The sequence below is a fragment of the Pseudobutyrivibrio sp. genome, from assembly GCF_017471675.1.
In the GTDB taxonomy this organism is placed as follows: domain Bacteria; phylum Bacillota; class Clostridia; order Lachnospirales; family Lachnospiraceae; genus Pseudobutyrivibrio.
The window spans coordinates 12475-31707 of record NZ_JAFUSK010000010.1 but is presented as its reverse complement, the minus strand read 5'-3'; the positions used below and the strand labels follow the sequence as shown (position 1 = coordinate 31707).

Below are 19233 nucleotides of genomic sequence, written 5' to 3'. Positions count from 1 at the left end.
GCAACATATAAGCTTTTAATATCCCTTGCAATCTCAGGATACATTGCCTTTAGAAAAGAAACATTTTCCTCTGAAAAGCCGTAAGGTTCCACTAGATTTTCATATAGTTTCATTTTGTTGTTCTCAAGCATAACAATTAGCCTTTCCTCTTATTTACTATGACACCTCTACCGCCCTAAGGGGCACCTTCCTCTCAAGGGGAAGGCTGTGAGTCAGTTTATAAATTCTATAGCCTAAAAGAATTATCGCCTCCAAAAATCTCTTCAATATGATTTGTGGCTCTTCCTTCCATTTTAAGACAGGCTTTACCATAACTGAGCGAATGCCGGCACGATTAGCGCCCCATACGTCTGTGAGAATCTGGTCTCCTACAAAGATAGTATTTGTAGTGTCTGTGCCCATTTGCTCCATAGCTTTTTTGTAGCCAGCTACTCCTGGCTTGCCAGCCTTGTAGATATAGGTACAGTATGTGACAGCCTCCTTAAATGTCTTTACTCTAGGCTCCTTGTTGTTAGATAAAAGAAGGGCCTGAAAACCTATTTCATGCAATTCCTTAAAAAGAGCCTTGGCTCTGTCATCTGCAGGGGCATTGTGTGGTACAAGTGTGTTATCTACATCAAAAATTACACCTCTATAGCCCTGCTCATATAGTTTTTTAAAATCGATAGCGTATGTGCTATCTACATAGTCCTTTGGATATAAATTTCTTCTACTCATAGGCTCGATTTTAACACAAAAATAGGAGCATGAAAACCATGCCCCTATTTGCCCTTATCATTCAGGTTATTTTATAGCTTTCTTTTTCTAGAAAATACAATTGCGCCGATTGCTGCCATGATAGCTACCATAGCTGCTAATATTCCATAGATAAATCCTGTTTTTGAAGCTTCTTCATTTTCATCAAAAGCCTCTGGAACTTCTTCGTCAGCAATTGTTTCTACATCTTCCTTCTCTGATACTTCAGTATTAGTCTCAGATGTAGTTTCATCATTAGTATTTTCATCTGCTTCAACTGCATCCTCCTGCTCAGTTTCTTCTACATTTACAGTCTGTGAAGTCTTAGCTGGCTTAGTATCCTTTGGCTTATCAGCTGATACTTCCTTGCCTGCAAGTGGTGTCGCAGCATCTGCGATAGTTGTTGTCTGCTGCGCAGGTGCTACTGCAGGTACAGCAGATGTGCCGGCATTACCAGATGAGCCCGAATTGCCAGATGTTCCAGGATTACTTGGTGTGCTAGGATTGCTTGGAGCTGGAACTACTGGCTCATCAGCCTTCTTTTCAAGGTCAGTCTTAATTACAGCAATCCAGCTAAGTACTCCATCAGGATTACCAGTCTTTGAAACTGATACTGTAACCTTTGCAGCCTTTTCAAGTTCAAACTCTACTGTCTGCTGATTTGTTACATCGCTGGCTTTCAATGTAAAGTCCTTTGCAGCGATTTCACCATCATCTGTTAATACAGTAATCTTAAGTGCTCTTGTAGTATTCCACCACTCAGAAAATCCAAGGTCAACTGCATATTTACCTGCATCTAAATCAAATGCATAATCAATATTCTTGTTGCCTCTTGCCCAGAAACCGTGTCCCCAAATATCAGAGCTTGCATATTTCACTCCAAGGTCATCTGTAAAGTTGCCAGTATATCCAGCCTTATTATCTGAGGTGTAAGCCTGATCCATAACATCATTTACAATCTGCTTGCCAAGTTCGTCCTTAACTGCATCATAGAATGAACTATCGATAGCCTCCTCGGTATCTGCTGCACCACAGTCAAAGAAGTAAATAAGCTTCTCATTAATAACCTGCACTGTTGCTTTAACTGTTCTGCCATTTGCAAGCGTTCCTTTAATCTCAAAATCACCAATAGCATATTCACTATCTGAAATCTCATCCCAGGTTACTGCTACAGCTTCTTCTGTATCAGCTCCTTCATAGCGAATCTCTATTTCAGATGGAAGCTCCTTCTTAAGTGATGCTAGGCTGTTTGCCTTAGTAGGAAGCTTGGTTACTACTGTAAATGGCTTAAGAGAATCATAAACTGATAAATCCCAATCAGAATATTTTGAAATCTTAATTCCTCCATCTGATGTAAATTCTATTGGAAGCCATACATATCTTGAATCACGAAGGAGATATCCCTTGTCAGGATTTGCCCAACGGTCTCCCATATACATGTATCTGCCTTCGCCTAAGTCAACCACACAGGTGCTTTGTGTATCATAGGTTGTGCTAGCGCCATCATCTGTACAAGGATTTCCCATTACAGTCCAATCACCAAGCATTGAATCTGCCACTGCGTACTGTGCAGCATTAGGTGCCCAGCCTGTACAACCAGATGTAATGATATAGTATTTGCCATTTCTCTTGAATGGTGCTGGTGCCTCACGACTTGCTCCAACAAAGTTTACTGTATAATCCTTGCCTTCAACGCCTACAGGATTTCCATTTTCATCCTTGCCACTCTTTGCAAGTCCTGTGTAGCTATCATTAAGCTTAGCGATGTACATGTTAGCGTTTCCGTCTGATGAATAGATTACATAAGCAGTTCCATCATCATCCTTAAACACATTCATATCACGGACATGTCCGTTCTCACCATCCCAGTTTTTATCATAACCAGTATCTGTGTGAAGCAGATATGTTCCAAGAAGCTTGTATGGTCCATTAACAGAATCAGCTATAGCAATACCAAGCTTTGCCTTAGCATAGTTAGATGAAGAATCTGTAGAATATGGACTATTTCCATCTGCATGGAAGAATAATACATACTTGCCGGTCTTATCGTTATATAGCATCTTTGGACGCTCAATTACGCATCCTGAATCTGAACTTCCTGCCCACAAATCGGTGTAAATCTTCTTTTGTTCCTCTGAAAGCTCGCCATCCTTTCTGCCACCATAAAGAGCCTTGAAATAATCATCATCAAAATCAGCTTCAGATTTCATGGTGCGAAGTACAAGTCCCTCATCTTCCCAGTTGTAAAGGTCTGTTGAGCTATACATATGAACTCCTGCACATGGTCTATAATCGTTTGTTTTATCCTCGCCAATCCAGTAATACTTAGTTACACCATCTACAGTAAGCTTTTGGATTTGTCCACCGTGAGCCTGAATCACATTACCATTTGTATCTGTAAATACAGCGCCTTTTGCACCTGTAAAGGATGTATATGTTTTGATTTCCTTTTCAGTCTTTGCCTGGTATAGCTTGATTTCTGCGATATTAGCGCACTGTCCATCTGCTGGCTCGTATTTGAAATATCTATACTTGCCACCTGTTCTTTCAAACTCATCTGCAAACACTGTTGTAAGCTTATCAGCCTCTGGTGCTTCTGTAGATGAAATCTCATGGAGCAATACATACTTTTCACCGTCAACTGAGCCATAGAAAGCTCCACCAAGCATTCTTGATGCGTAGCCCTTTCTAGGTGCATAAGAGAATGCCTTAATATCGTATTCCTTACCTAAATCTACAGTAAGATATCCACCCTCTAAACCATCAAAAAATGTGCTTAAGTTTCCATCGATAGTCTTATCTACATCTGCATTCTTATCATTGTTCCATGGAGTAGAACCAGATAGCATATCATCTGTAAGCTCAATCTCCTCAAGCTTAGACATATCATGGTCTACTGCTGGCTTGTCATCTGTGGCTTCACCGCTCCCCTTACCAGAATAGTGAACTCCATCAATGATGTATGTTGTGATTGAGTTAGCAAGAAGATTTGCATATACTGCTGCATCATCAGCACTTACTGTGATTGAATCAGTATCTGATACATCTGCCCAGTTTTCACCATCAGCAAGGCTTCCGCTTGTTCTTATAGCTGTAACCTTGGTAGATGCTGTAAGCTTATCAAAGCCTGAAAGGTCAAGCTTTGCCATCTTGTCAGTCTTAGCTGAATTGATTGCAACTACAACAAGCTTATCTTCCTTAGGGTCATAAGCTGCAAGTGTACTACCATTTGCACCAATGATTGTCATGCCAGGTCTTATGTATCTTGTGTACTGTCCAAAGCCATAATATTTCTTTGAAAGAATCAGCTTTTCATTATCAAGGTCTGCTGCTGCAACACCCCAATATCCATTAGCAGTTCTAGACTTCCATGCCTTTTCCATATCAGCTGCATTTAGATAATCATTGTCAGAGCCCTTCTTTACCCAAGCCTGACCTGCTTTTGAGCTATCCACATGCATATCTACTGCATTCCACATAATCCAAGCTGTGCAATCCAAGCCCTTAATATCTGTTGCGATTCTGCCGCCAAGTCCAATAGCTGCTGACATTTCCCCAGCGTTTGAGCCACCTGTAAATGCGCCGTCAACCTCTGACATCCAAAGATTTTCCTTGCCCGCAGCTGCAGTCTTAGCAAGCTCAGTTCTCTTAGAGCCGCTGTAGGTATGTGTATCAATGCGTGTAACAACATCCTTTGCTTCATCTGATAGAGCATTGTAAGAATCAATAGCTGTATCGATAGATGTCTCATCAGAAGCAGAGATAATCATATCGATGCCCTTCTTCTCAAGCTCCTTATTAAGAGCAACCAGGATTCTTGACTGAGATTCACCAAGGTCGAAGTGGCAGCCCTCCTGTTTGTTTGAATTTGCCTGCCAGTAATTGGTGTAAGGCTCGTTCATAGGAGTTGCACTTTGGAAATTAATACCATTGTTCTCATTGTTAATATGTTCAATAACATCTGCCATGTAGCAGGCAAATGCATTAACACAATCTTCTCTAAGGTTGTCCTTGTTTGCATCAGTATTTCCCGATGAGCATCCACTGACTGTCATGAAGTATGGTGGTGAATTAGAAAATGCCTCTGCAATAAAATCATCACCAGATGCCTTGGCTGCTGCAATAAGGATGTTTAACTGATTCTGGTCTGCTGACCAATCATAGTTCCATGCATAGCCAGATGTCTTATCTGCTCTATCAAACTTATCCTCATAGTAACTAAGGTTATGCTTGGTTAAATCCATCTTAGTTACATCTACACAATATCCAGGAACCCCTGAATCTGAGCGGATGATGTGGCTAGGATGATTCTTCTCATCTGGATCATCACCACCACCTACATTGTAGCGGCCGATATTAAGATTAAGTCCCTCATCGCTAAAGAATGCCTTTGCGGCAGCCTTTGTTAGAGGCTCACTGTAGCCTAATCTATTTGCCCACCAGCAAAGTGATGTGCCCCAACCCTGAAACTCTCCAAAGCCATCTGCATCTGTATCATTAAATCTGGTGTTTGTAGAAGGTGTAAGCTTAATCCTTGTATCGTATTCCATTTCTTTTGTGCTCTCTGGCTGAGCAGTTCCCGAAATCATAAGGCCTGAAATAACAGGATCAGAGCTGCCTGCCTTTTTGGTGATGAAATGAACTTCTGTAGTCTTAGCTACGTTTTCAATTTCAAACTCAATAGTTGCCATTGTTCTAGGAGTGCTGCCTGATACAGTAACCTCCTTTGCCTTAGAAGTAACCTGCTTACCTTCATCGTTTGTGTAGGTAACATAGAACTTCATAGGTCTTGTAACACTCCACCATTCATTGTAAATACCTGTAGCCTTGTAGGTACCCTTAGCAAGTGGCACTATGTATTCGCAATCCTTGCCGCCTCTTGCCCACCAGCCATCTGAATATACATCATCAGCATCTGAGTTGTAACGGCCATCATTGGTCTCGCCTTCATTTACAATACCCCAGGTGCCTTCCTCGTAGATTTGATCTGGGCTATCATTTAAAAGCTTATGCTTCTTGTTAATCTCCTCATATTTAGAGCTTGTGTTTGCTCCTGAATCGATGAAGTATAATACATCATCTGGAACCTTTATTTCTGTAGGATCCTCCTCTGGCTCCTTAATTCCGTAGTAATCCACAAGTGCCTTGTACTCATCTGTTGTGATGTTAAGCACTGTGCCGTGTCTTGGAGCCTTTGGCAGATTGTAGCTAGAAGGCTTTTTAAATTCTCCCTTTGCTAAATCTGTTGTAACTACAGGTGCATATCCACTTCCACCAAAATGGTCAAGAAGAACGCACCATGTATCCTCAGAGGCATCATCGCTGTTTAGCTTATAGGATGTAGGTCCTTCTACACCACCGATACCCTCTAATGAGCTGGATTCTACCTTTGTCCATGTACCAAAGAGGCTCTTAGAACGCTCCATATATACAGTAGAGCCTGTAACCTTTGTTCCATCCTCAAGTGTAGCGTTGCCTTCGTTCTTTGATATTCTATATAAATATCCGTCGTTTCCGGCAATAATTGTTGTATCGATTGTAGATGCTGTCTTTCTATCAATCCAAACCTGAGGCTTTGTGAATGTATTGAAATCCCTGGTCTTGCTGTAGTAAATTCTCTGCAGGCTGTAGTTATCACTAGCCACCTTTGATGCCCAGAATACTACATATTCACCAGTAATCTCATCATAATATGCCTCTGGTGCCCATGTACATCCAGCATCAATGCTGTCTGTAAGAGTTACCATAGACTGCTTGCTCCAATGAATCAAATCATCTGATGACCAAACCATAATAGCCTGGCTGCCAGCGTTCTGTGCTCTGCCCCAGTCACCATTTCTGCCGATGCTAAGGTCTGTTGCTATCATGTAGAATTTGTCACCTTCGTGGCTTCTCATGATATAAGGGTCTCTTAAGCCCTTCTCACCCTGTTCAGATGTAAGAACATATTTACCTTCATTTAATTCACTGTAATTAAATCCATCCTCTGATGTGGCAAAATATATGTTTTCACCACTAACAGTGTTTCCTGTAAAATATGCAAACAGGTAATCAGTAGTCTTCTTCACAGATGGCTTTGCCTTAACTGTAACCTGAAACTCCTTGGTCTTTTCATCACCATCAAAGCTAAGTGTTGCAGTAAGCTTAACTGTCTCATCTGATGAACCACGCTTAACTACACCAGCTGGTGTGTCTGCATAACCATCGTTCTTAGTAGCCTTATCTGTAATCACTTCTGTGTTATCAGACTTCCAGGTAATCTTAGAGCCATATTTACCCTCTGATGGTAGGGTGATGTTGCCTCTGATGTCTGATGCATTATATATTTCAAGGTTATCGTAATCAGCCTGAAGCACATCATCAATAACCTCTACCTTTTCTACAAGCTTGTCCTTTTTAAGCTGGTAAAGCTCCTTCACCTGCTCTGATGTCATTGCGCCACTGTAGATATTATAATCATCGATGTAGCCTTCAAAGAATTCCCCATCGTTCCAGTTTCCTTTACCAATCTGAAATATACTAGAATCTCCAAGCAGCTTAGCCACATCAATATCATGGGTGTAATCTGACTTAGAGCCAATGCAATCACCATTAACAAAAACTGATGTGCCGTTCTTTCCAACTACAACTGTTACCATCTCCCATTTCTTAGAACCGCCATTTGCAGTAAGCTGTGATGGCCTATCCTGATTATTAGAATTGTATCTTTCTACCAGCTTGCTAGAACCTGAATCAAGAACACCAATATACTTTTCGCTTTTGTATGACTGTTTGTTGGTATTTGGTGCTGCAAATAATGTCCAGGCATAATTAGAACTGTCTACCTGACGAAGATAAGATACCGTAAATTCATCCTTCCCTGTAAGAAGGCTATCTCCATTTTCTTTTGTTACTTCTAGATAGTCACTTTTTCCATCAAAGTGAGCTACGTTTTTGATTAAATCTGTGTCCTCAACTGTAACACCGTGATTAATCGCCTTAGCTCCTTCACCTGAAAAGCCTGAAGCTTCATCATCGAAATCAAAGGAGGCGATAAGCTTAACTTCAGTTTCCTCCTCTTCTTTCTCTTCTTTTTCAAGTTCTTCCTGGTCTTTTTCTAACTCTTCTTTTAACTCTTCGTCTGAATTTTCGTTAGAATCTTTTTCAGATTCCTCTAAAGCTTCAGCTTCAGATTCCTCCAGTTTCTTTTCCTCTTCAGCTTCTACTACGTCCTCTGGCTGTTCCCCAGCCTCTTCTTTTGAAGCTTCTGATTCCATTTCTTCCTGGTCTTCAAGAATTGTTTCTTCGTCCTGTAGCACGCCTTCAGCATTGGCTATCATTGAAACATCATTTCCAATAGTAGTAAAAGCCATCGCAGAGCATAATGCCACAGAGGCAATTCTCCCTTTAACCCCTTTCATACCATTCCTCCATTTCGTAAAAATAATGTGACTAATGTCACCCCCATACTTCTATCTTATTGTTTTAAGGAAATATGTAAATACAATTTCTTTCACAAAATTTCCACAAATTATCGTAAAATTTTACCCCTTGACAAAATTAGTTTTACTAAAAGCAAGTAAATTTTTATTAAATCAAAAATATCTTTACCATTACAAAAAATGGCATAAAAAAACCTAGGCCACATGACCTAGGTATAAATCAAATAATATTAAAGTGAAAAGTCCTCAGTAGCTCTTGCCTGATTAGCTTCACCAGTAGCCCCTTTATTCTGAACGAAATACTGATAACGATGAATAGCTGTATCCTTCTTCATATCACTAACAGCCTTTTCAACATCCAGATTCTTGATATCACTGTCAGCTCCCTTAAGCTCATGAACTTCCTCTGGCTTGTACTGGCTAGCGAAATCATAGGAACCAAATGTCTGACTGCCTCTTGCCTTTGCAATCTCTTCATCGGAAATAGAAACCTTAACAGACTCTTCTTCTACAGCTGGTGCCTGTTCCTTAATTTCCTCATTAGCATGAATACCAAACTCAGCATTAAATCTTATTGAATTTTGATCATAAAACCCTACTGATGGGCGAATTCCTGATATATTCATAAACACACTCCATATTTGCTTACATTATTAATATCGTAGATTTAAGCAAATACTTAACCCCTTTATAACAATTTAAAGCTATTTATCTAAAACTCGCTTTAATTCATCCATGAATGTATCAACATCCTTGAACTCACGATACACTGAGGCGAAGCGCACATATGCAACAGGATCAACTGTCTCAAGGTGTTCCATTACAATCTCACCAATCTTTGTACTAGGAATTTCCTTCTCCTCAAGAGAGAAAATCTCTGTTTCGATTTCATCTACAACCTTAGAAATCTGAGCTGCTGAAACTGGACGCTTTCTGCATGCGATAAGAACACCCTTTTCGATCTTAGTTCTATCGTAAGGCTCACGGTTATTATCCTTCTTTATAACAATAAGAGGGATTGTCTCAACCTTTTCATAGGTAGTGAAACGCTTGCCACATTCTGGACAAGAGCGACGTCTTCTTATGCTAGTATTATCATCTGCTGGTCTTGAATCGATTACACTGGTATCATTGCTACCGCAAAATGGACACTTCATAACAACCTCCAATAGTTATTTTTCACGACACAATATCTAGTATTATCTTAACAAAACAGACACTATAAATCAACTAAAAAAGGGTCTCCACCAAAATGTGGAAACCCTTAAATTATTTATATCTTATGAATATAAATCTACAAGCTTCTTGAGATGTGCATATCTCTCCTTAGCTGTCTCCTCGTTAAGAGCGAAGAGTCTGTCAGCACGCTCTGGGAATGCCTTCTTCAAACGTGAGTAACGTGTCTCGTTTGCAAGGAAATCCTGATACTTGCTGTAATCACCTTCCTTAGAAGTAAGAGTGAATGGATTCTTTCCTTCCTTCTTAAGGTCTGGGTTGAATGAGAAGAGGTTCCAGTAACCAGCTGTTACAGCTGCCTTCATCTCATCCTGGCAGTGGTTCATACCACCCTTTACACCGTGAAGCTCACATGGAGCGTAACCGATGATAAGTGATGGACCGTTGTAAGCTTCTGCCTCTGCAAGTACCTTAACAGCTTGGTTCATGTTAGCGCCAAGAGCGATCTGTGCAACATAAACATAACCGTAAGACATTGCGATTTCAGCAAGAGACTTCTTAGAAACCTCTTTACCTGCTGCAGCGAACTGGCAAACTTCACCGATGTTAGAAGCCTTAGAAGCCTGTCCACCTGTATTAGAGTACATTTCTGTATCGAATACCATAACGTTAACGTTCTCGCCTGATGCAAGTACATGATCAAGACCGCCGAATCCGATATCGTAAGCCCAACCATCACCACCGAAGATCCAGATAGACTTCTTAGCGAGGTAATCCTTAAGGTCAAGTGCTGCCTTAGCGTCTGGACATCCAGCTGCACAAGCCTTCTCAAGCTCTGCTACAAGAGCATCTGTTGCAACACCGTTAGAACGTGTATCGTTAACTGTCTCCTCAAACTTAGCAAATGCAGCCTTAAGCTCTGCAGAAGCCTTGTCTGATTCAGCACACTTCTTAGCTGACTCGATAGCACGGTCACGTAAGTACTTCTGACCAACTTCCATACCCATACCATGCTGAGCGTTGTCCTCGAAGAGTGAGTTACACCATGCTGGACCCTTCTTAGAATCCTTGTTTACTGTAAATGGTGATGTAGCTGCTGGACCACCCCAGATTGAAGAACATCCTGTAGCGTTTGAAACGTACATATGCTCACCAAAGAGCTGTGTGATAAGTCTAGCATAAGATGTCTCAGCACAACCTGCACATGATCCTGAGAACTCAAGGAGTGGCTGATTGAACTGTGAGCCCTTAACTGTAAGGTCAGAACCTGCTGCTTCCTTACGTCCAACATTAGCTACTAAGTAGTTGAATACTGGCTGCTCGTCTGCTTCTTCTGCCTGTGGAACCATTGAAATAGCACCAACTGGACAAACAGTAACACACTCGCCGCATCCCATACAATCAAGTGGAGAAACTGACATTGTGTACTTGTATTCTGAAGCCTTTGGCTTTGTATCAGCAAGCTTAATGTTTGCTGGAGCTGCCTTAACCTCGTCCTCTGAAAGCATGAATGGACGGATTGTAGCATGTGAACATACGAATGCACACTGGTTACACTGGATACACTTTGTCTCATCCCATGTAGGAACTGTTACAGCTGTACCACGCTTCTCGTAAGCAGAAGCACCAAGCTCAAACTGTCCGTTAGGGTTCTCAACGAATGCTGAAACTGGAAGTGAATCACCATCCATCTTAGAGATAGGCTCAAGGAGATTCTTAACCATCTTAACAAGCTCTGGACGTCCCTGAAGCTCTGGCTTTGGAGCGTCTGGAGTTGGGTTCTTCCAAGAATCTGGAACATTTACCTTATGTACAGCATCAACACCAGCATCGATAGCGTTGTAGTTCATCTGAACAACATCGTCACCCTTCTTGCCGTATGACTTCTTAGCAGCTGCCTTCATATACTCAACAGCCTGGTCGATAGGCATTACATCAGCAAGCTTGAAGAAAGCTGACTGAAGGATTGTGTTTGTACGCTTACCCATACCGATTTCGATAGCCTTGTCGATAGCGTTAATTGTGTAAAGCTGAATGTTGTTGTCAGCGATGTACTTCTTAGCCTCAGCGTTAAGGTGCTTCTCGAGTTCCTCATCTGACCACTGGCAGTTAATCATGAATACTCCGCCTGGCTTAACATCCTGAACCATCTTCATACCCTGTGTAACGTAAGCTGGGTTGTGGCATGCAACGAAGTCAGCCTGGTTAATATAGTAAGGAGACTTGATTGGGTTATCACCAAAACGAAGGTGAGAAATTGTAACACCACCAGTCTTCTTTGAATCATACTGGAAGTATGCCTGGATGTACTTATCTGTGTGGTCACCGATGATCTTTGTAGAGTTCTTGTTAGCACCTACAGTACCATCACCGCCGAGACCCCAGAACTTGCACTCCTTAGTACCAGGAGCTGAAGTGATAGGAGCTGGCTTAACCTCAGGAAGTGAAAGGTTTGTAACATCATCAACGATACCGATTGTGAAACGGCTCTTTGGTGTATCCTTCTCTAATTCCTTGTATACAGCGAATACTGATGAAGGTGGTGTATCCTTTGAACCAAGACCATATCTACCACCGCAAATAACGATGTCGTTAAGACCTGCTTCACGAAGTGTTGTAGCAACATCAAGGTAAAGAGGATCAGCAAGAGCACCTGGCTCCTTTGTTCTATCAAGGATAGCAATCTTCTTTGCTGTCTTAGGAAGTGCAGCAAGGAATGCCTCTGATGACCAAGGTCTGTAAAGACGAACCTTAAGTACACCAACCTTCTCTCCGTGTGCGTTTAAGTAATCGATAACTTCTTCTGCAACGTCGTTGATAGAACCCATAGCAACGATGATTCTGTCAGCGTCAGCAGCACCATAGTAGTTGAAAAGCTTGTAATCTGTACCAAGCTTAGCATTTACCTTGTCCATGTACTTCTGAACTACAGCTGGGAAGTTGTCATAAGCTGTGTTGCAAGCTTCTCTATGCTGGAAGAAAACGTCACCGTTTTCGTGTGAACCACGCATTGTAGGATGCTCTGGATTAAGTGCGCGAGCTCTGAACTCTGCGATTGCATCCATGTTAACCATTTCCTTAAGATCTGCATAATCCCACTTCTCGATCTTCTGGATTTCGTGAGATGTACGGAAACCATCAAAGAAGTTAAGTACTGGAACATGTCCCTCGATAGCTGCAAGGTGAGCTACTGGAGAAAGATCCATAACTTCCTGTGGGTTTGTCTCAGCCATCATAGCGAAACCTGTCTGACGACAAGCGTAAACATCGGAATGATCACCGAAGATGTTAAGTGACTGTGTAGCAACTGTACGAGCTGATACATCAAATACGCAAGGAAGCTGCTCTGCAGCAATCTTGTACATATTAGGGATCATAAGAAGAAGACCCTGTGAAGCTGTGAATGTAGTTGTAAGTGCACCTGCACCAAGTGAACCGTGAACGGCACCTGCAGCACCTGCCTCAGACTCCATCTCTACAACCTTAACCTGATTTCCAAAAATATTCTCTAGGCCTGCTGCTGACCACTGATCAACGAAATCGGCCATTGGGCTAGATGGTGTAATAGGATAAATTGCAGCAACATCTGTAAAAGCATAAGCTACGTGTGCTGCAGCCTGGTTACCATCCATAGACTGTTTTGCTCTTGGCATTTTTAAATCCTCCTTATTAACTATGACATCTATAGTTCCCAGAGTGGCTAATTAAAAACCGGATTGCCACCCCACAATGTCGTGATTTTATGATAGAACTAATGAAAAAATTTTTCAACAGACCAAAGGGGCTTTTCTGTTCATTTTTGAGTACAAATTTGTTAAATAATTTTGTTTTCTTGTATAAAATTGCTAAAAAATTAACAATCTCTCCATTTTTGTGGACTTACAGCCCGAAAAAGCCGTGTACTACGGACACTTGTCCTCACTAGATACACATGTCAAAAAATCCGCATTTATAATAGAAAAAATTGTAAAAATTATCTTTCCTCTTATCATTGACACAAGCCATTTTGTTAAATATAATTTTAAAAAATTTACAGTCATTCAAAGAAAGAGAGGTTACCCTTTATGGCATCGATTATTGGTGATGGCATTACTTTCGACGACGTCTTACTGGTTCCACAGTATTCGGAAGTAACTCCAAATCTTATTGATCTTCACACAAATCTTACTAAAAAAATTAAGCTTAACATTCCTATGATGAGTGCCGCTATGGATACAGTTACTGAATCCCGCATGGCAATCGCAATGGCACGTCAGGGCGGTATCGGTATCATCCATAAGAATATGTCTATCGAAGCACAGGCTGAGGAAGTAGACAGAGTAAAGCGTTCTGAGAACGGTGTTATTACTGACCCATTCTTCTTAGGACCAGACAACACTCTTGCTGAGGCAAACGAGTTAATGGGCAAATTCAGAATTTCCGGTGTACCTATTACTAAGGAAGACGGCACACTCATTGGTATCATCACTAATCGTGACCTAAAATTCGAAACTGATTTTTCTAAAAAAATAAGTGAATCTATGACTTCAGAAGGCCTTGTTACAGCTAAGGAAGGTATTTCTCTTGAAGAAGCTAAGGAGATTCTTGGTAAGTCTCGTAAGGAAAAGCTTCCTATTGTAGATGATAACTTTAAGCTTAAGGGTCTTATCACTATCAAGGATATTGAAAAGCAGATTAAATACCCTAATGCTGCTAAGGATGATCAGGGAAGACTTCTCTGTGGTGCTGGTGTTGGTATCACCGGTAATATGATGGAAAGAGTTGCTGCACTTGTTGAGGCTCAGGTAGATGTTATTGTTATGGACTCAGCTCACGGCCATTCTAAGAACATCATCGAGGCTGTTAAGAAAGTTAAGGCTGCTTATCCTGATTTACAGGTTATCGCTGGTAACATCGCTACAGGCGCTGCTACAAAGGCTCTTATCGAGGCTGGTGCTGACGCTGTTAAGGTTGGTATCGGACCTGGTTCTATCTGTACTACACGTGTTGTTGCTGGTATCGGTGTTCCACAGATTTCTGCTATTATGGAATGCTACGAGACAGCTAAGGAATACGGTATTCCAATCATCGCTGATGGCGGTATCAAGTACTCTGGTGATATGACAAAGGCTCTTGCAGCTGGTGGTTCAGTATGTATGATGGGTTCAATGTTTGCAGGTTGCGACGAAGCTCCTGGTTCATTTGAGCTTTATCAGGGACGTAAGTACAAGGTTTACCGTGGTATGGGAAGTCTTGCAGCTATGGAGAATGGTTCTAAGGATCGTTACTTCCAGGAAGGTGCTAAGAAGCTTGTTCCAGAGGGTGTTGAAGGACGTGTTGCTTACAAGGGAAGCCTTGAGGACGTTATCTTCCAGCTTATCGGTGGTATCCGTTCTGGTATGGGTTACTGTGGTTGCCCTACTATCCCAGAGCTTCAGGAACGTGGAAAGTTCGTTAAGATTTCTGCTGCTTCACTTAAGGAATCTCATCCACATGATATTCACATCACAAAGGAAGCACCTAACTACTCTGTAGAAGGTTAAGAGACACTATAACAAGAGCCAGTAGGTTACGCTCTCAAGCCTAAGATATTGCTACGCTTCGCATAGAAAGCTACGCTTTAGCAACACTTAGAGCTTGATAGCTACCTACTGGCTCTTATTCTTTTTCAATTAAATCTACAGGTCGAACTCGTCGGTTACGGATTCATCCAGTTCTGGTATATCTACATCGGCAGATTCCAATCCTTCGCGAATCAACTTCCAGTTTCGTAAAAACCATACCGTCTGAGCGGGATGCTTATACAAGGAAAGCATCTGGGCGCCCTCATACTTATAAGGATATACAAGTGGTATGTTGGTGGTTCTTGCTGTGGTAAAAAATATTAAATGCTTGTATAAATGCTTTGCAATAGCATCTGGATTAATACAATAATAAATGTTCTCTCCAAAATCCTCAGAATAATTGAATTTCATGGTAGTCTGTTCAACATCACAAGGCTCCATAGCATCCACTTCAAATTCATTTACTCTAAGGGACTTTATATCAAAATCTATATTATCCTCTTCCTTGGCTTTTCTTATTGCTTCCTTCCACTTTTTAGCTTCAAGGGGGCTCATAAGTCCTGCAAAAAACCTGTCTTCCTGTTCAGTCTTTTCAGACTCCTCCTCTGATTCATTAGGGTCTTTTCCTGTCTTTAGCCAATGGTTTATGATAGTTAGATTCTTGTTTAGCTGGCTGATATAAGGTGCGTATTGTTTGTCTAAGCTCACCATTTCCTTGAGCTTTGCTTCGTATTCCTGCTTAGCAGCTTCAAGTATGTTTTTCCTTTTAAAAAACAGTGGAAGCACTATCAAAAGTGCTATGCCACAGAAAATAACAAGTACATTTACAACAACCCAATCCATATATCTTTTGCTCCTTATTTAAGTTAAATAGATAGAATTGAATATCCTATAAGTACAATCATCACTAACAACAATATCGTATTTACAATAGTAAGTAGTGTTAATCCCCTAATGCTTCTTTTGAAGCTTTTTACCTCTATTTCATCATTTAGCTGGCTTATCTTTTCTTTGTATTCTGCAATGGCCTCTGCAAACTGGGTCTTCAAGGGTGTTCTATAGTCAATCTTCTGCTCTAGATTCTCAACCTTGGTGCCAAGCGCCTTCATAAGACGTTCGTTATTTTCCTGGCCATTAAGAACCTGATTTCTTATGTCTTTATTATCTTTTCCAAACAACTCCAAGACTTCCTGCATAGAATATAATTCATCCTGAAGCCTATTAATTTCTTCACGTATGGCATCTTCGTTCATGCTGACATATCTACGTCTAAATATAGGTTTTCCGCTATATTCTCCCTGCATAACATGCCCTCCCAAAGCCTTTCTATTGTTGCACAATTTATACTACTATCTAAATTTTATCACTTTTTGCCATCTTTTGTATAGCATTATCACAGAATCTACTAAATCTTGTGCCAATAGTTCTTTTAAAAATGGCTCACCACGAACTGTGGCGAGCCATTTAAAATCATAAAAATTTATAATGAGAATCTTGCAACGAAATCCTGAAGTTCCTGAGCATTACCAGCCAATCTGTCAGATGCCTGTGCAACCTCGTATGAAGAAGCAGTCTGTTGCTCTGATGCTGCTGATACATTTGATGTCTCATCTGCCACTGCAATACTCATCTGCTCAATCTCATGTATGTTCTTTGCAATAGTATCTGTTCCACCTGAAAGCTGTTCAACAATAGCACTCATTGTATTTGACTCCTCTGAAATAGAGTTAACCATGTTTACAATGTTGTTAAATGTTCCACCTGCTTCATTAACAAGCTCAGAACCATTTACAACCTCTTCAGCTCCTTGACGCATAGCTGTAACTGCTTCCTGTGAGTTCTTCATGATACCTGCAATAAGCTCGTTAATCTTCTGTGCAGCCTGGTTAGATTCATCAGCAAGCTTAGAAATCTCGCTGGCAACAACTGCAAAGCCTTTACCCATCTCACCAGCTCTTGCAGCCTCTATAGAAGCATTAAGAGAAAGGAGGTTTGTCTGACTTGCAATCTCTGCAATAGTAACAACGAATTCATCAATGCTCTTTAATCTCTCACCAAGGTCTTCAACAACCTGAGCTGTGTTCTCAACAGAATCTCTGATTGTGTTCATCATATCTGTTGCATTAGTCATATCTGCAGCACCATTAATAGCTGCCTCGTTTGTAGCCTTAATCATCTCTGATGAACGACTGATAGCTTCCTTGAAATCTTCCATATTAGTAACGAAAGAATCTGTCTCATTACTTGCGCCTGTAACTGCATTAATCTGACCAGAGCAAGATGTAGCTACGTTTGTACAAGATGTAGCAACCATCTCACTAGCCTCAGCAGACTGAGATGCAGATGCTGAAAGTTCCTCAGATGCAGATGCAACAGACGAAGTTGTATCTGAAATCTGGAGCATTAAATTACGGATATTAGAATGCATCATATCAAGAGCTTCTGAAATAGCACCAATCTCATTGTTATGATTTGTAAGGGTTCTAACTTCCTTCATGTCGTCATTCTCAGTGAAATCACTATTGGACATTCTAATCATCTGATTAGCTGAAAGAATAATTGGCTTTGTAATCTTGCTGCCAAAGAAGAATGCTACAAATGCACCTATAACAATTAGTACTAAAAGAATAATAATTGTCTGCACTACGCTTGTAATCAAAGCCTGATGCTGATGTGAAATAAAATCCTTTTCAAGAGCCTCTAAATCATCAATCCATACACCAGTACCCAATACCCAATCGAATGGCTCATAGTATGCTGTATAATTAATTTTTGGAAGTTCTTCAGTCTCGTTTGGCTTAGCAAACATAAGCTGTGTATAACCACCGCCTTCTTGCAAACCATTTTCAATCATCTGCTGTATAAATTTATTTCCGCTGGAATCTGTCAAATCCCAACGTGACTGACCTTCTGTATCACGTCCCAAAAGAACTACATTTATACCATCAGATGTATCAACCCAGAAATATCCATTACCTTCATTATATCTAAGTTCTCTGATTATATCGGCTGACTCCTTTTTAGCCTCATCCAGTGTCATCTGACCTGCCTGGTATCTGCCATACATTACCTGACAGATACTCATGGCTTCCTCTGTTTCATATCTCAACTGAGACTTAACATCCTCAAGCAGTCGTGAACTATACGCTTCTGTTGATTCATTGTTAGTCTTAATTGTGTTAAAAATAGTAAAAATTGAAATAATGCCAGCTGTTACGATTACCGCAGTTAGAATTACCGCTACCAAAGTAGTTTTAAGACTTCCCCTCTTTTTTGTGCCTTCCATATTTCGGAACCTCCTCCAAATTAATGTTGTAAGCCATAAAAGCTACTTATTAATATAGCAGAAGTTGTCTGATAATTGCCGTTTTTCACAGATTATTCATTGTTAATTCACTATAGCTGCAGATTTTTTTAGATGCTAAAAAAAACAAGGCTTCGCCCAAAAGGGTGAAGCCTTGTTGTATGTATATGTTATTTAACCTCTACAAGCTCGATTGTAAAGTTAAGTTCTTTACCAGCCATCTCATGATTAGCATCAAGAGTGATTGTCTTATCATCCTTAGCAACAACCTTTACTGGGAATGGTCTGCCGTAAGGATCCTGCAAGTATACCTGCTGGTCAACTACAAGCTCCTCTGAACCAGGAAGCTGAGCAATCTCCACTGTAAAAACAGCCTCTTCATCACGCTGTCCGTAAGCCTCCTCTGGCATAAGATGTATATCAACCTTATCTCCAACCTCCATGTTTGCGACAGCCTTATCAAAGCCCTTAATCATCATGCCTGCGCCACAAACAAATTCAAGTGGTTCACCTCTATCATAAGATGAATCAAACTGTGTACCATCGTTAAATGTACCTCTGTAATGAGTGCGACATGTCTTTCCAACATTCTTACCCTCAAATTCAGGCTTAGAATGGCATCCACCACAACTAGAATGGTCACCACAGCTATGTCCATCCTCATGGTCGCCGCATGTATGACCTTCGCCATGATGATTGCAATTAACACCAGAATTTACAAGCTCGCCCTTAAGGTATGCCTCAACTGCAGCATCAACATCCCCTGATGCACCAGCGCAAAGCTCAATCCCCTGTTCGCTAAGAGCAGCCTGAGCACCACTGCCGATACCTCCGCAGATAAGCACATCAATCGACTTATTGCTAAGAAGGCCTGCCAAAGCGCCATGCCCCTGACCATCTGAACCGATTATTTCAGATGATACCACCTTGCCATCCTCTACTTCATAAACCTTAAATTCCTGTGTATGTCCAAAGTGCTGAAACACCTGGCCGTTTTCGTATGTAACTGCTATTCTCATAAAAATCTCCTTAAAAACAAAATCTTAGTTATTAT

The 19233-nt window shown here is 41.0% G+C and carries 10 protein-coding genes; 1 reads left to right on the top strand and 9 read right to left on the bottom strand.

The features are described 5' to 3' along the window. Positions 1 to 156: 156 nt before the first annotated feature. From IJ535_RS01975 to nifJ, 5 genes are all read right to left on the bottom strand, one after another. On the bottom strand, positions 157 to 717 hold the full coding sequence (locus tag IJ535_RS01975; protein ID WP_294298122.1) for a YqeG family HAD IIIA-type phosphatase: 561 nt from the start codon (positions 715 to 717) through the stop codon (positions 157 to 159). A gap of 71 nt (positions 718 to 788) precedes the next feature. Then, positions 789 to 8135 carry a family 43 glycosylhydrolase gene (locus IJ535_RS01970; RefSeq protein ID WP_294298120.1) on the bottom strand — a complete coding sequence of 2449 codons (7347 nt, stop codon included), beginning with the start codon at positions 8133 to 8135 and terminating at the stop codon, positions 789 to 791. A 251-nt stretch (positions 8136 to 8386) separates the two neighbouring features. After that, entirely contained in the window at positions 8387 to 8782 is a 396-nt protein-coding gene (locus IJ535_RS01965; protein ID WP_294298117.1) for a hypothetical protein, read from the bottom strand. Positions 8783 to 8860: 78 nt separating this feature from the next. Further along, the gene (nrdR, locus tag IJ535_RS01960) at positions 8861 to 9313 is read right to left on the bottom strand and encodes a transcriptional regulator NrdR (protein WP_294291693.1); all 453 of its coding nucleotides are present in this window, start codon (positions 9311 to 9313) and stop codon (positions 8861 to 8863) included. Positions 9314 to 9436: 123 nt separating this feature from the next. Beyond that, positions 9437 to 12985, bottom strand: coding sequence for a pyruvate:ferredoxin (flavodoxin) oxidoreductase (nifJ, locus tag IJ535_RS01955; protein ID WP_294298115.1), 3549 nt, complete (start codon positions 12983 to 12985; stop codon positions 9437 to 9439). Between the two features lie 411 nt (positions 12986 to 13396). On the opposite strand from nifJ, the gene guaB reads away from it, so the two are divergent. Beyond that, positions 13397 to 14854, top strand: coding sequence for an IMP dehydrogenase (guaB, locus tag IJ535_RS01950; protein ID WP_294298113.1), 1458 nt, complete (start codon positions 13397 to 13399; stop codon positions 14852 to 14854). A 135-nt stretch (positions 14855 to 14989) separates the two neighbouring features. Here guaB and IJ535_RS01945 read toward each other — a convergent pair whose 3' ends face one another. From IJ535_RS01945 to IJ535_RS01930, 4 genes are all read right to left on the bottom strand, one after another. Continuing rightward, a complete protein-coding gene (locus IJ535_RS01945; protein ID WP_294298110.1) occupies positions 14990 to 15718 on the bottom strand; it encodes a hypothetical protein in 729 nt (242 codons plus the stop codon). Between the two features lie 23 nt (positions 15719 to 15741). Beyond that, on the bottom strand, positions 15742 to 16179 hold the full coding sequence (locus tag IJ535_RS01940; RefSeq protein WP_294298107.1) for a hypothetical protein: 438 nt from the start codon (positions 16177 to 16179) through the stop codon (positions 15742 to 15744). Positions 16180 to 16355: 176 nt separating this feature from the next. Next, the gene (locus IJ535_RS01935; protein WP_294298102.1) at positions 16356 to 18161 is read right to left on the bottom strand and encodes a methyl-accepting chemotaxis protein; all 1806 of its coding nucleotides are present in this window, start codon (positions 18159 to 18161) and stop codon (positions 16356 to 16358) included. A gap of 188 nt (positions 18162 to 18349) precedes the next feature. Then, complete coding sequence (locus tag IJ535_RS01930) at positions 18350 to 19198, bottom strand: FKBP-type peptidyl-prolyl cis-trans isomerase (protein WP_294298100.1); 849 nt, start codon at positions 19196 to 19198, stop codon at positions 18350 to 18352. Positions 19199 to 19233: the final 35 nt, after the last annotated feature.